Source organism: Photorhabdus aegyptia (assembly GCF_000612035.1).
Classification (GTDB): domain Bacteria; phylum Pseudomonadota; class Gammaproteobacteria; order Enterobacterales; family Enterobacteriaceae; genus Photorhabdus; species Photorhabdus akhurstii.
The window spans coordinates 46,106-60,576 of record NZ_JFGV01000001.1; the positions used below are offsets into that span (position 1 = coordinate 46,106).

Here is a 14,471-nt window from a genome sequence, read left to right on the forward strand (position 1 = left end):
AAGATAGATGTGAAAAAACGATTCTCAGTGGCTGCCGGTATTATGGTCAGTTGTGTACCATCATTATCTCAGGCTGCGGAAGGCGTTGCTGATAAAGCTGATAATGCTTTTATGATGATTTGTACAGTCCTTGTTCTGTTTATGACCATTCCGGGAATTGCTCTGTTTTATGGTGGCTTGCTACGGAGTAAAAACGTTTTATCGCTCATGGCTCAGGTTATGGTGAGCTTTGCTTTAGTAGGTGTGTTGTGGGTGATTTACGGTTACAGCTTGGCTTTTGAACCAGGGAATGGTTTTTTCGGTGGTTTTAGTCAAATGATGCTAAAGAATTTGGCATTCACTGACTTAAGTGGCAATTTTTATCAGCTAATTCATGTGGCATTTCAGGGTTCTTTCGCTTGTATCACTGTTGCTTTGATTGTTGGTGCATTAGGGGAGCGTATTCGCTTTTCGGCCTTGTTAATTTTTAGTGTGCTGTGGTTGACATTTTCTTACCTGCCTATGGCGCATATGGTTTGGGGCGGTGGTGTACTTTCACAGGATGGAGCATTGGATTTTGCGGGTGGTACAGTTGTTCATGTTAACGCTGCTGTAGCTGGATTAGTTGGTGCCTACTTGCTGGGAAAACGCACTGGTTTTGGGAAAGAAGCATTTAAACCACATAATTTACCGATGGTTTTCACTGGTACTGCTGTGCTCTATATTGGTTGGTTCGGTTTTAATGCGGGTTCTGCTAATGCTGCTAATGAGATAGCTGCTCTGGCATTTTTAAATACCATTGTGGCGACTGCTGCCGCCATTCTGTCATGGGTTTTTGCAGAATGGTTTTTCCGTAATAAGCCGTCTCTTCTAGGGGCATGTTCAGGCTGTATTGCTGGACTGGTTGGTATTACACCTGCTGCCGGAATGGTGGGTGTTGGTGGTGCATTAGTCATTGGTCTGATCGCTGGTTTTACCGGACTTTGGGGGGTGGTGGCGTTAAAACGATGGTTACGCGTTGACGATGTATGTGATGTATTTGGTATACACGGCGTATGTGGGATCGTAGGTTGCCTCCTGACTGGGGTTTTTACGGCTAAATCTTTGGGAGGAACCGGTCATGCAGAGGGTATAACCATGTTGGAGCAAGTTGGTATTCAGGCTTTTAGTATACTGGTTTGTGTGGTTTGGTCAGTCATTGTTGCCTTTGTTGCTTTTAAAATGGCAGAGCTGTTGGTAGGGCTACGGGTTACAGTTGAAGTTGAAAGGGAAGGGCTGGATATTAATTCTCATGGAGAGAGTGCTTATAATTAAGTTGTAATATTAAAAGGCAGCAATAAGACCATAAAATACAATGCTGGTTTCTTAATTTGCTGCCTTATTCATTTATCTGTTGCGTTTCCTAATCAGACCTTCCTGTACAGTGGAAGCAACAAGTACCCCTTCACGATTATAAATTTGTCCCCGAACAAAACCACGGGCACCGGAAGCTGATGGACTATCTATAGCATATAGTAGCCAGTCGTCTAGTTTAAACGGGCGGTGAAACCACATAGAATGGTCAATTGTTGCTATCTGAATATTTTTCTCAAGGAACCCGACACCATGTGGCTGTAATGCTGTTGGCAGAAAGTTAAAGTCGGAGGCATAGCCAAGTAGATATTGATGAATAAAAGGGTCATCAGGCATATTGCCATTACTGCGGAACCAAACATAGCGTATAGGTTCTTCTGGTGGGCAATTAAATGGACTGTGATATTTTACGGGCCTCATTTCTAGCGGGCAGGGAAAGAGAAGAATATTCTGCATCTTCTGTGGCAGTAGATGCGACATCTTTTTCACGATTTCGTTCTGAGGGATAAGTTCTTCTGGATATGGTACATCCGGCATCATATTCTGATGTTCAAAACCTTCTTCGTGACTTTGAAATGAGGCAGTCATATAAAAGATAGGTTTGCCATTTTGAATGGCACTGACTCTCCGGGCACTAAAACTTCCCCCATCACGTAGAATTTCAACATCATAGACGATAGGTTTGTGACTGTCTCCGGGGCGTAAGAAATAGCTATGGAAAGAGTTTCCCATCCGGTCATCGACAACGGTTTGTTTGGCTGCATACAGTGCCTGACCAATCACTTGCCCCCCGAAAACCTGAGGAAAACCGAGATCTTTACTTTGCCCTCGGTAAATACCTTCCTCAATTTTTTCCAATTTCATCAAATTTATCAGATTCTGTAATGACTTGCTCATAATACGCCTTTGTTTTCTATTAGGTTATCGAGAGTACAAGGGATGATTATTGTCTCATTAATATATGATTAATAAATAACTAAATTGTAAATGTTTTAAGTCCTGACAGTAGTGCAATAAAGAATATGAGATTTGTTGGTGTCTGATATTCAATTTTTTAATCTATAATCCAGATGGTTTAGATTTAATGATTTGATATTTCAATTTATTTTAATGTTTAATATATACCCTATGGATTTCAAGATGCACCGCGACGGCAAGGGAGCGAATCCCTAGGAGCATAGGTAACTATGTGGCCGGGGTGAGTGAACGCAGCCAACAAAGAGGCAACTTGAAAGATAACGGGTAGAGGTTAGTTAATAATGGAGGAATGTATATGAAGTTATGGCAACTCCCCGTTGGTGTACTACTAGCGGTTGCTTTGGTTGGGTGTAATGCTCAAGGTGCTGAGGTAGTAGATACTCAGGTGGAAAAGATTGAAAATCCAATGAAACGCTCTTTTGTTGAAGGCAATATTAATATACTACAGCGTATAGCATTGCCAGCAGATGCTGTTCTGACAGTGGCTTTATCTGATGTATCTTTGCTTGATGCACCTTCAGTTACTCTGTCTCAGAAGGTTGAGCGTTTAGGAGGGAAACAATCGCCTTTCCATTTTGTTTTGCCTTATCAATCAGACAAAATTAAGCCGGGTGCACGCATTGTTGTCAGTGCTTCTGTTTCGCTGCATAGTCGATTGATGTTTGTTACAGATACAGCGTATGAAGTGATTAATAATGGGAAGACTAAAAATATCGAAATTACGTTGAAAGCTGTTAGATAATACATTTCCTTAATTGTATTCACTTGTGATGTGCAATAAATCAGCATTCGGGCCTGCTTGTCTTGCTATTTGAGTAGGTATGAATGATAATGGCGCCGCTTTGAAGTTAAAGCAACACGTCACAATGGGGGCTCTGTTGGTTCTCCCGCAACGCTAACTTGTTAACTTGGTCAGGTCCGGAAGGAAGCAGCCATAGCAGGGGATGTGTGTGCCGGGATGTCGCTGGCAGAGCCCTCGCCAATTTTCATTGATAACCTAAATACATAGATGATCTAAATAAGCCGATAGCACTTTACCGGCTCGGATCACTTTCTATCTGATAAAGACTATTTTAGTTTAGCGAACGTATTTCCATACTGAAGGTGGAATTCTATCATACAGTTTATTCATGGTCAGCTCAGCTAGGCGGTGATCCGCAGCAGAGTAGAATAGTTCAAGTTCATCTCCTGAAAGTTCATATTTGTTCTTTTCAATCACACGTTCTAGTGTATCAATCGTGGTGCATTTTCTTAAACGCATCAGATAATCAGTTTTAGTCATAATCGCCTTTCTTATTTAACATATATAAAAAATTATTGAGGGAAATATTCAGTCAAATTTTGCTCAAGGAACAACTTAAATCCTGTAACAGGACGCTGATTGAGCGTTCATTAGTTTTTACCATTCCACAAGTCTGGAAACGCTAATCTTAATTTGTTTCCAAGATATTTGTAAGTATATGTATTATCAATACATTTATCAATTCAAGAGAGAAGGTTGAAATCATCAGAATATTTTATTTTAAAGTACTAAACGAAAGTTGATATGTATTCGTTCTATTTGTTTAGCTCTAAATTATTCTGAGATGTAAAAATTATTTTCACAACCAGTCTCATCTCTGTGTACTTTGCACTAGACGTACCTCTTGCCTTAGATTCTCACATAAGCATTTTAATTCATCAATATTATGTCATCTTGAGTGAATATTCATCCATGCTATGTCGCTCTTCCTGTATATGCCATTACTTAATTTTTTGAGTTAAACACTAAGCATATACACGTATTATAAAATTTTTTTCGAGAGATTATTATTATGTATCTATAATCGTTCTTTGGGATTATTTATCTTTTTTACAGATAGCTCTGATTTTCTTCTGGTAAATCAGGATCAGCTCTTAACAAAAACTCATACCTTAACTCAATAAACTATAAATATCGGCTAGTATGTGTGAGTTAATATGTAGGTTTATATAAAACAGTATTACCCTCAGATACCAGTAACGGCAGATTATAGCCTGATGGCTACAATAATCAATGAATATAACATCATTATTACATAAGTCACTATGTGCTGGTATTGTTTTTTGTCATTTAGTGTAAAAAAAGATAAAGTAATTTTTGTCCGACAACTTTCATATTAATTTTATTAAAGTCACTAATGCTTGGATTTTTAAAGCTATTTTATACTCATAAGTGGTGATCATAATTAAATTTAAACAAAATTACTTAAAGATTAAGCGGATAGGTTAATGATCAGAATCTTGCCAGATGGAAGCAACTATTATATTAAGAAGGCCGATTTGACGGCCTTCTGGTTATTGTTGGTAGCATTTAATGAGATTCTGATGCGGGTTCAATCTCCTCCGCTTTCTTACTGAAACGTCGCCTTATAACCACGAAGAATACTGGCACGAAAAAGATTGCTAGCGAGGTTGCTGCAATCATTCCGCCTAATACCCCAGTACCCACCGCGTTTTGAGAGCCAGAACCTGCACCATTACTCAGTACTAGGGGAATAACACCTAACATAAATGCTAGTGATGTCATTAGGATTGGGCGAAGACGCATTCTTACCGCATCTAGCGTAGCTTCTATCAACCCTTTGCCTTCTTTTTCCATCAGATCCTTAGCGAATTCAACGATGAGTATCGCGTTCTTCGCCGACAACCCGATAGTGGTTAATAAGCCAACTTTAAAATAAACATCGTTATCCAAACCGCGGAATGTTGTTGCCAACAAGGCCCCAACAATACCCAATGGTACTACTAACATAACTGAGAATGGAATTGACCAGCTTTCATATAGTGCTGCCAGACAGAGGAATACCACTATCAACGATAATGCATACAGAGCTGGAGCCTGATTACCGGATAGGCGTTCTTGATAGGACATACCTGTCCAATCGAAACCGATCCCATTCGGTAGCTTGGATGCCAGCTCTTCCATCAGGGCCATTGCATCGCCGGTACTTTTACCTGGAGCTGCTTCACCCAGAATTTCCATTGATGGTAAACCGTTGTAACGTTCCAGACGTGGTGAGCCGTAGGTCCAGGGTTCTTTGGATGTATCTATAAAGGCAGAAAATGGAACCATTTCACCTTGTTTGTTACGGACATACAGCTTGTAGATATCACTTGGCAACATACGATAAGGTGCTTCCGACTGAACGTAAACTTTTTTGACGCGACCGCGATCAATAAAGTCGTTCACATAGTTACTACCAAACATCGTGCTGAGTGTTGAGTTAATATCAGCAATGGAAACACCGAGAGCTTCAGCTTTTTCCTGATCAATTCTGAGCCGATATTGAGGTGTATCTTCCTGACCATTAGGACGAACACCTACTAACATATCTGGATGCTGTTGTATCATGCCAAGTAATTGGTTACGAGCTTCTGTCAGTTTGTCATGTCCAAGGTTTGCTTTATCAATTAATTCAAAATCAAAGCCGGTTGCTGAACCTAACTCTACAATTGCCGGGATGTTAAACGCAAAAACCATACCTTCTTTGATTTTCTGGAAGTGAGCGCTAGCCCTGGCAACAATAGCAGGTACTTTGTTTTCAACGCCAGGACGTTCACTCCAGTCTTTCAGGCTTATAAAGCCTAACCCAGTGTTTTGCCCTTGACCACTAAAACCAAAGCCGCTGACGGTAAATACAGAAACCACACGATCTTTTTCTTCTGTATTGAAGTAATCGCTTATTTTATCCAGAACTTTCTCTGTTTGTTCCTGTGTCGCCCCCGCAGGTAATTGAACCATTGTCAGCAATACTCCCTGATCTTCTTCAGGAAGAAAGGAAGATGGTAAACGCGTGAACATGACAGCCATACCAGCCACCAGGAATACATAAATTACCAGATAACGGCCTGTATTGCGTAGAATACGACCAACACTGTCAGTATAGTGGTGGGTACTTTTGTCAAATATGCGGTTGAACCAGCCAAAGACGCCGGTCTGCTTACCGTGGCTACCTTTGGCAATGGGTTTCAACATAGTGGCACATAGAGCTGGTGTCAGGATTAAGGCTACCAGCACAGAGAGTACCATTGCAGATACGATAGTAATCGAGAATTGACGATAAATTGCACCGGTTGAACCGCCGAAGAAGGCCATTGGGATAAATACAGCAGACAGCACCATTGCAATACCAACCAAGGCGCTTTGGATTTGTCCCATTGATTTCCTGGTTGCTTCTTTTGGCGATAGACCTTCTTCCTGCATAACACGTTCAACGTTTTCTACAACAACAATGGCATCATCTACCAGTAAGCCAATGGCAAGAACCATAGCAAACATGGTTAATGTATTTATTGAATAGCCAAATGTAGCGAGTATCGCAAATGTTCCTAAGAGTACGACTGGAACCGCAATGGTTGGAATGAGTGTTGCGCGGAAATTTTGGAGAAATAGGTACATTACCACGAACACTAGCATAATTGCTTCAACCAGTGTTTTTACCACTTCGTTAATAGAGATTTTAACGAATGGTGTGGTGTCATATGGATAGACAATTTTCAGCCCGTGAGGGAAGAAAGGTTCCATATTTTTTAGTGCTTCTTTTACTGCTTTGGATGTATCCAAAGCGTTAGCGCCTGTCGCTAGTTTGACACCGATACCCGCAGCAGGTTTACCGTTATAGCGGGCAATGATGTTGTAGCTTTCTGCACCTAGTTCCACGTTTGCTACATCTTTCAGACGGACTTGAGAACCGTCAGTATTGACGCGCAGGAGAATATTACTGAACTCTTCTGGTGAGGTTAGACGTGTTTGAGCAATGATCGAAGCATTCAGGCGTTGACCTGGAACGGGAGGAGTTCCCCCTAATTGACCGGCGGCTATTTGGTTATTTTGCGCTTTGATTGCATTTATTACATCTAAAGTCGTCATTTTGTAGTTAACGAGCTTGTCAGGATTTAACCAGATACGCATGGCATACTGGTTACCGAAAAGCATTGTGTCACCTACACCGGTTACGCGACTTAAAGGGTCCTTGACAGTTGCACCAACATAATCAGAGATATCGTCCTGTGACATGGAACCATCTTCAGAGATGAATCCGGCAACCATTAGGAAAGAGGTTGTGGACTTATCTACACGTATCCCTTGCTGTTGTACTTCTTGTGGTAACAGAGGCATAGCGAGTTGCAGCTTGTTTTGCACCTGTACCTGTGCAATGTCGGGGTTAGTACCTGCTTCAAAGGTTAGTGTGATATTCATGTTTCCAGCAGAATCACTGTCGGAAGACATATAAACCAGGTTGTCGATACCATTCATGTTCTGTTCGATAACCTGAGTAACTGTGTTTTGTACAGTGGTGGCATCTGCGCCGGGATAAGTTGCAGCGATAGAAATCGCCGGTGGTGCGATAGTAGGGTATTGCGCCACGGGTAATTTCATAATTGCCAGCAGCCCAGCCAGCATGGTGATAATTGCGATTACCCATGCAAAGATTGGCCGATCTATAAAAAACTTAGGCATGAATCACCGACTCCTAAATTAAGACTTTTTCGCAGGTTCAGTTTGGTTCGCAGCAGATTTTGCATTTAAGTCTACTTCTGCTGCTTTAACCGGGATGCCGGGTTTAATTTTTTGCAAACCAGTAACAATGACCCGATCACCTGCTTTCAGACCGGAAGTTACTAGCCATTTATCACCAATAGCTTGGTTAGCGGTGATAACGCGTGGTTCGACTTTTTCGTCTGCACCAACCACCATGACAGTAGCTTCACCACGAGGTGTACGGGTAACTCCTTGTTGAGGAACGAGTATTGAATCCCGGCGAATACCCTCTTCCAGTTTTGCTCGAACAAACATGCCTGGCAGTAACTCTTCATTTGGATTAGGGAATATTGCACGGATAGTGATAGAGCCTGTTGTTTCATCTACAGCGATATCAGAGAATTCCAAATAGCCTGTTTCACTGTAATTTTTACCATTCTCCATGATCAGGTGAACTTTAGCCTTACTGTCCCCTTTCTGCACAACACCTTTGGCGATTTCACTTTTAAGGCGCAGATAATCATCACTTGACTGAGTGACATCCACATAAATTGGATCTAGTTGTTGAACAGTTGTCAGTGCTGTTGGTTGACCAACAGAAACAAGAGCGCCTTCAGTTATAGTCGATTTGCCGGAACGACCACTAATCGGCGCTGTAACTTTGGTATATGCCAAATTGATACGGGCAGTCTCTACAGCCGCTTTTGCTGCCTGTACTATAGCGTTCGCTTGAGCATAGTCAGCGCTGGCTTTATCAAATTCCTGTTGACTAACATAGTTTGTACCTAACAGCGACTTATATCGGTTCACTGTCAAGCGTGTGATCTCTGCATTAGCTTGAGCTTTTGCCAAATCAGCTTTAGCACTGTCATAGGTAGCCTGGTAAGTTGCTGGATCTATCTGATATAAAGATGTGCCTGCTTTTACATCGCTACCTTCTTTATAATTTCGTTTCAGAATTATACCACTTACTTGTGGACGAACTTCTGCAATGCGGAAGGCTGACGTTCGGCCTGGAAGTTCTGTCGTGACCATCAGAGGTTCATTTTTCAGCGTCACGATACCGACTTCAGGAGCCTGTTGATTCCCAGCAGCTTGCTGAGAGTCTTTGTCGTTACATCCTGAAAGAGCTAAGCTGCCTGAGAATACCAGTATTGTAGCCAGAGGCAAAACTCCCCTGTTTATTCGCATAAGTAAACCTCAATATTTTTAGATGTTGACCCTTCAATCCGTAAAACCATTACTCCATTAATAACAGCATGCTATAATACAAACATACGTGAATGTATGTAAATCCATTTTAGGTTAAAATTAGAGTGTATGGCACGAAAAACTAAACAACAGGCTGAGGAGACCCGGCAACAGATTATAGACGCAGCTATAAAAGAGTTTTCTGAGCGCGGTGTCTCTGCTACTTCACTGACAGATATTGCCACAACGGCCGGCGTAACCCGAGGGGCAATTTACTGGCACTTTAAAAATAAAGTAGACCTGTTTTCCGAAGCCTGTAGAATAACAGATTCTAAGATTGACGAATTAGAAAAAGAGTATCAAGCAAAATATCCTAATAATCCACTCCTGATTTTAAGAACTTTAATCATCCATATCCTGACGTCGGTCATTGACGATCCGAAAAACCGGCTATTAATGGAGATTTTTTTCCACAAATGTGAGTTTGTTGGTGAAATGTCTGCCTTGGTGGAAGTCCGTCAGGAGCTGTGTGTTGCAGACTATGTTCGTATTGAAGAGTCTCTTTCTAGTTGTATTGCATCAGGCCAGCTTCCTTATAATCTTCATCTGCGGCGAGCGGCTATCATGTTAAGAGGATTGATAACGGGCTTGCTGGAAAACTGGTTATTTGCGCCAGATAGTTTTGATATTCAGAAAGAAGCGGAGTCGTTAGTAGATAGTTTTATCGATATGCTTAAATATAGTGAGCATATGAAAGTTGCTGAAAAATGAAGAACCAGAATAATAGAGGTGAATTCTATTTTGGTAATTGCTAACAATGTGGCTAATGGCAAAAAATCATTATCTTATGCTCTTTGTTTATCTGCTGCTATATAAGAGATGAGACAGAGAAACTAAGTTGAAAATATTTCTAATATCAGATGCTGTTGCCGGTTTTGTTAGGGAAGAGGTCAAAGAAAAGCTATAACTTAAGGTAAATTTTTAAGATTCTGACTGTATAAAATGTACTGATTAAATTTAGAAGGGTGAAACAGGAGCTTGTGATATCAGCAAGTTGGAACTGGTTGATAACGCCTGAAATCAGTATATTGATTGAATTTTCCCTACGGATTCTGTAGACAGACACAGTGCTAAGTAGGAGTAGTGTTAAGTTGCTGGCTGCAATGTTAAGAGATAACCATCTATGTTGGAAATACGAAATGTGACGCATGCCTATGGCGAGCGAGTAATATTGAAAGAGTTAAATTTGCAGCTTAAGGAAAAACGGATTGCCATCATAGGTAGTAACGGTTGTGGCAAAAGTACATTTGCACGTTTTCTTAATGGATTATTGGTACCGAAAAGTGGTGATGTTTTGGTGGATGGTTTGAACACCAGAACAGAGGGTAAGGCGATCCGACGTAAGGTTGGTTTCGTATTCCAGAATCCTGACAATCAGATCGTTTTTCCAGTCGTTGAGGAGGATTTGGCCTTTGGAATGAAAAATCTCGGTTTTACCAAGGACAAGATTCGGCAAAGAACGCAGGAAGCTCTTTCTCGGTATGATTTACTTCAATTTAGGGAGCATCCTGCCCATCTTTTAAGTGGTGGTCAGAAACAACTCCTTGCGATTTCTGGTGTCCTTGTGATGGAGCCCGATTACATTATTTTCGATGAGCCTACAACCTTGTTGGATTTACGAAACAAGCGCCGTGTTGCTGAAGCAATCGATAACTTATCTCAAACTGTGATTGTAGTTTCTCATGACCTTGATTTTTTGGCGGGATTTGATCGTGTTCTGGTTTTTGATGATGGTCGCGTTGTTGTTGATGACATACCCTCTATTGCTATTCCTGAATACGTAAGGATGATGTTATGAGCCTGTCTGGGTATGACCCTGGTTCATCATTTGTACATAGAATTAGCCCGGGGCTTAAAATTATTGCTTTGGTCATTCTGGGAACATTACTTTTCGTTATTCCACGTATCGATCTCTCTGTTGCAGCGTTGGCGTGCATAGTACTTTTATACTTATTAGCCAGAATCTCATTAAAAACTGCTTGGATGCAATTACGGCCAGCGCTATGGATCTTAGTACTTATTTTTATAGTCCAATTGCTTCTACACCACTGGACCGCAGGTGTACTTGTGGTAGTTCGTCTTGTCTCACTTTTATTGCTGGCCTCACTTGTCACTCTTACTACTCGCTCTTCTGATATGATCGACGCTTTGGAAAAGGGCCTTAGGTGGTTGTACTATCTTGGCATCAATCCTGGAAAAGTGAGTTTGGCTCTATCGCTTGCTTTACGGTTTATCCCTGTTCTGGCGTCAATTACAGAAGAAGTACGGGAGGCGCAGAAAGCAAGAGGTCTCGATAAGAGTGTCATTGCAATTGCAGTTCCTGTTATTGTGCGAATGCTCAAAATGGCAGACGATATTTCTGCTGCTATTGAAGCTCGGTCCTATGATCCAGGATTTGACAGAAATAAATCAAGCAGCAAGTAAAGCAGGGGTTGTGGCTTTATCGAAAAGAAAGGGGGATTAAATGTCTACCAAAGATATTGTTTATATAGCACTATTTGCCTCTCTAACCGTAGCACTGGGTTTATTTCCGCCACTGACACTTCCCGTTGTGGGCGTTCCGATAACAGCGCAGTCAATGGGAGCAATGCTTGCTGGTGCCATCATTGGTGCGAAACGGGGTGGATTAGCACTGTTGCTCTTTTGTGTGTTTGTTTCCGTTGGATTACCGGTAATGTCTGGAGGGAGGGGAGGATTGAGTGTATTTCTCAGTCCAAGTGGTGGTTTTATTTTGTCATGGCCGATTGCCGCTTTTGTCATCGGCTATTTGTATGAGAAGAATCTTGCAAAACTGAATACCTTTAAAGAAGCTGTATTTCTTGTCTTTGGCGGCATTATGGTTGTTTATGTCATCGGTATCCCGTGGATTGCCTTATTTGCTAATATCAGCATTCGGCAAGCAGCCGTAGGTTCAATTGGGTTCATACCGGGAGATATTATCAAAATCGTACTGGTTATTTTGATTGCGAAGACGGTCCGTCGGGCTTACCCTACTCTTGAACCGCGTTCTTAAGTGTCATCATTGTGTTTATTATGGACCAGACGACTGGACGATAACCTTCAGCGGTAACTTAAAGATATAATGTCAGTTAATTGTAGTTTTTCTGCATATCACGACATTTCCCTCGTGATAATTGTTACAACATATAAAATAGCGGTAGGGTAGGAAAAAGTGCTCTTAATGTTCAACTTCCAGATATCTTACTGAAATACTATTACGACCATAAAATCAACTTTTTCTCATTTAATACACCGATGAAGGAGCCTGTTGCAATGCGATTGCTGCTTGCAGGCAGGATAATATGAGGGTTACTGGTGTTGAAAATGACGACAGAGCCAACTTGAGGTCGGAAAGTGAAAGACTCACAATCAACCAATAAAGCACGATCATACGGTTTGTACGTTTTATCAACGACAGTACTCTTGAATGGTTGGTTATAGATCACGGTTTCTCCTCCCTGAGAGGGAGATAAAATATAGAGGTTCCAGGCAAGTTGAGTCGATATATCTCCGACGACTAAATTTCCTTTCGCAAAAGTAGGTGCGTAGTCCACATGTAGATCCGAACCACCGGAGATAATCCGGACGATACCGGCAAAATAGGGGCCAAATCCCGGTTCTTCAGCGACCGAAATGCTGAAATTTGTATCGTGATTGATATATCGTATGAACCGAGCAACTGGATCAAAAGCTTGATTGATAATTTGGGTGAGATCTTGTTCAGCTACGCTAACTTGAGCGAAATATTGCTCTTTTGGTCGATTACGGTAATGAGCGAGTGGATTTCCTAAATAAGACCCCGGCCTTCCAAACTCATATGGCTTTGCCTTCATGCTCAGTATTGCAGACGAAAGCTGTTCTGCTTCTTCTTTAGTTGCAAAATTATCTATCATCGCTGCTGGAATCTTGTTATCTATGATTGCCTGCAAGCTTTCTGATGATAATTTGACAAGCTCGTTTGATACCCACCGTGACGACATAGTAGTCGATTCCTAGCCGATTTTCTTTATATTAGAAAAACTGATCTATTGATGGTCAGTATTAATCATATAGCATTGATTGTATAAAAATGCAACATCTGATCACATTCGGGAGCGCAATAATGACAATATCTCTGAGAGGTCATCACCTTTTGTGTATTCTTACCTACGCAGGCAACGGATATTCCCCTGATTTTGTTGAAAATTATAATAGGATTATTCCTCGAATTCGGGATGAAGATATTCTGATTGTGGCAGGGCCGGATGACATATGTATCCCTTTGCTTGGAGAAGACAAACCTCATTGTTTTGGCGAGAGTGTTATTGTCCGGGATGGTCGAGCTTTGGAAGCCATTGGTTCTCTTATGGGCCGATCAGTTGAGGTAGGTTATACGTTGAGGCTTGATGAAACCTATTTAGAACGGGCTCGATGGGCTTTTAATCGCGGGATTATAAGAGCCGCTTGTGTAGGTTGTGAATGGGAACCGCTTTGCACTCGAATTGCTGCGGATGATTATTCTTCAACGTTTCTTAAACGAAATAGTGGAAAAAGCGAGTGAGGATATAAAGCCGTTTGAAATTTTGCAAAGGCTGATATTGATATGAATGTATGACCACATACTTAAGACAAATGTGAATCTCTTATAGTATCGATCAGGGTATCTATTAAGGTGTTGAAGTAAATGGCTCAATACTCCTTTGTCGACGGTGATTGCTTCGCTAATTTTGCTTGATAGTCGTGTTTGACTATTTCCAGTGCGGCGAGGGCGATTTCAGGAGTGATTTCATTGCATTCCAGTAAATAGATCAGATCAACAGCAAGTTGAACTTCGGGTGGTGCATGTTCGACGGACATAAAACATTCCTCATCTGAATCGTTAGTCCATGTTCTCTTTGTATTCGATTGATTTTTCAATTCGCGTCAGAGATTGACGGCAACGTGCTAGCCTTCCGGCTAATGCCGCGATCTCTTTCTGTATTTTTTGTTGATGACTAAGTGTAGTTTGTTGATTCAATTTTAGCTCTCTATCATTGATCATTGCGAGTAGACGGCGTTCATAATCCTGATGTTCAGCCAGTTTGTGATACAGGTCAGTAGCTTGTTGTTTATGTTCAAATCGGCTCTCTTTTTTTCTCAATGACTGGGTGGACAACTCGCGCTTTAATGCCTCTATTTGGGCAACTAGGCGTTCAGTTAGAAATGCGACCTGTTCGGTTCGGTGATCCTGAACACACTCTTTGAGTTGTTCCATGTTGTGCCTGACTTCTTGTAGATAGCCCCGGAGTTTATCGCTATGTCGGTTAAATAAAGCCTGATCAAACCGGGCAGAAGAGAATGGCGTGTCAGCTAATGGCGCTATCTCTTCCGCCAGTATATCGACCTGTTTTTCGAGTAAATTTAATAACGGCTGTGTATTCATTTATAC

14 protein-coding genes and 1 other RNA gene are annotated in these 14,471 nt (G+C 41.4%); 8 read left to right on the forward strand and 7 right to left on the reverse strand.

What is annotated here, in order from left to right; all coding sequences use genetic code 11:
- Positions 1-9 precede the first annotated feature (9 nt).
- Positions 10-1,293, forward strand: a complete 1,284-nt coding sequence (gene amtB, locus BA1DRAFT_RS00230) for an ammonium transporter AmtB (protein ID WP_036775364.1) — start codon at positions 10-12, stop codon at positions 1,291-1,293.
- 72 nt (positions 1,294-1,365) lie between these two features.
- On the opposite strand, the gene tesB is transcribed toward amtB, so the two are convergent.
- On the reverse strand, positions 1,366-2,229 hold the full coding sequence (gene tesB, locus BA1DRAFT_RS00235; RefSeq protein ID WP_036775142.1) for an acyl-CoA thioesterase II: 864 nt from the start codon (positions 2,227-2,229) through the stop codon (positions 1,366-1,368).
- 376 nt (positions 2,230-2,605) lie between these two features.
- Between tesB and BA1DRAFT_RS00240 the strand changes: the two genes are divergently transcribed.
- On the forward strand, positions 2,606-3,052 hold the full coding sequence (locus tag BA1DRAFT_RS00240; RefSeq protein WP_036775144.1) for a YbaY family lipoprotein: 447 nt from the start codon (positions 2,606-2,608) through the stop codon (positions 3,050-3,052).
- Between the two features lie 134 nt (positions 3,053-3,186).
- Positions 3,187-3,283, forward strand: an RNA gene (ffs, locus tag BA1DRAFT_RS21540) — signal recognition particle sRNA small type.
- 105 nt (positions 3,284-3,388) lie between these two features.
- Here the strand turns inward: ffs and BA1DRAFT_RS00245 are convergent.
- The 3 genes from BA1DRAFT_RS00245 to BA1DRAFT_RS00255 all read right to left on the reverse strand — a co-directional run bounded on the left by BA1DRAFT_RS00245 (position 3,389) and on the right by BA1DRAFT_RS00255 (position 9,004).
- Positions 3,389-3,592 (reverse strand): HHA domain-containing protein, encoded by a 204-nt coding sequence (locus BA1DRAFT_RS00245; protein ID WP_011147992.1) that lies wholly within the window; start codon positions 3,590-3,592, stop codon positions 3,389-3,391.
- A gap of 1,050 nt (positions 3,593-4,642) precedes the next feature.
- Complete coding sequence (locus tag BA1DRAFT_RS00250; RefSeq protein ID WP_036775147.1) at positions 4,643-7,792, reverse strand: efflux RND transporter permease subunit; 3,150 nt, start codon at positions 7,790-7,792, stop codon at positions 4,643-4,645.
- 18 nt (positions 7,793-7,810) lie between these two features.
- Entirely contained in the window at positions 7,811-9,004 is a 1,194-nt protein-coding gene (locus tag BA1DRAFT_RS00255) for an efflux RND transporter periplasmic adaptor subunit (protein ID WP_036775148.1), read from the reverse strand.
- A 129-nt stretch (positions 9,005-9,133) separates the two neighbouring features.
- Here BA1DRAFT_RS00255 and acrR point away from each other — a divergent pair, with 129 nt between their 5' ends.
- The 4 genes from acrR (at position 9,134) to BA1DRAFT_RS00275 (ending at position 12,077) form a co-directional block, all read left to right on the forward strand.
- A complete protein-coding gene (acrR, locus tag BA1DRAFT_RS00260) occupies positions 9,134-9,775 on the forward strand; it encodes a multidrug efflux transporter transcriptional repressor AcrR (protein ID WP_036775150.1) in 642 nt (213 codons plus the stop codon).
- A 412-nt stretch (positions 9,776-10,187) separates the two neighbouring features.
- Complete coding sequence (locus tag BA1DRAFT_RS00265; RefSeq protein WP_036775152.1) at positions 10,188-10,862, forward strand: energy-coupling factor ABC transporter ATP-binding protein; 675 nt, start codon at positions 10,188-10,190, stop codon at positions 10,860-10,862.
- Positions 10,859-11,488: an energy-coupling factor transporter transmembrane component T family protein gene (locus BA1DRAFT_RS00270; protein ID WP_036775154.1), complete on the forward strand. Its 630-nt coding sequence runs from the start codon at positions 10,859-10,861 to the stop codon at positions 11,486-11,488. Before BA1DRAFT_RS00265 ends, BA1DRAFT_RS00270 begins: the two co-directional genes overlap by 4 nt.
- Positions 11,489-11,528: 40 nt before the next feature.
- The gene (locus BA1DRAFT_RS00275) at positions 11,529-12,077 is read left to right on the forward strand and encodes a biotin transporter BioY (RefSeq protein ID WP_036775155.1); all 549 of its coding nucleotides are present in this window, start codon (positions 11,529-11,531) and stop codon (positions 12,075-12,077) included.
- A 202-nt stretch (positions 12,078-12,279) separates the two neighbouring features.
- On the opposite strand, the gene BA1DRAFT_RS00280 is transcribed toward BA1DRAFT_RS00275, so the two are convergent.
- Positions 12,280-13,044 carry a 2OG-Fe(II)-dependent halogenase WelO5 family protein gene (locus BA1DRAFT_RS00280; protein ID WP_036775158.1) on the reverse strand — a complete coding sequence of 255 codons (765 nt, stop codon included), beginning with the start codon at positions 13,042-13,044 and terminating at the stop codon, positions 12,280-12,282.
- Positions 13,045-13,166: 122 nt separating this feature from the next.
- On the opposite strand from BA1DRAFT_RS00280, the gene BA1DRAFT_RS00285 reads away from it, so the two are divergent.
- The gene (locus BA1DRAFT_RS00285) at positions 13,167-13,604 is read left to right on the forward strand and encodes a DUF1284 domain-containing protein (protein ID WP_036775159.1); all 438 of its coding nucleotides are present in this window, start codon (positions 13,167-13,169) and stop codon (positions 13,602-13,604) included.
- A 128-nt stretch (positions 13,605-13,732) separates the two neighbouring features.
- On the opposite strand, the gene rsmS is transcribed toward BA1DRAFT_RS00285, so the two are convergent.
- On the reverse strand, positions 13,733-13,900 hold the full coding sequence (rsmS, locus tag BA1DRAFT_RS21545; RefSeq protein ID WP_065389291.1) for a pleiotropic regulatory protein RsmS: 168 nt from the start codon (positions 13,898-13,900) through the stop codon (positions 13,733-13,735).
- Positions 13,901-13,922: 22 nt separating this feature from the next.
- Entirely contained in the window at positions 13,923-14,465 is a 543-nt protein-coding gene (gene priC / locus BA1DRAFT_RS00290; RefSeq protein WP_036775161.1) for a primosomal replication protein PriC, read from the reverse strand.
- Positions 14,466-14,471 lie beyond the last annotated feature (6 nt).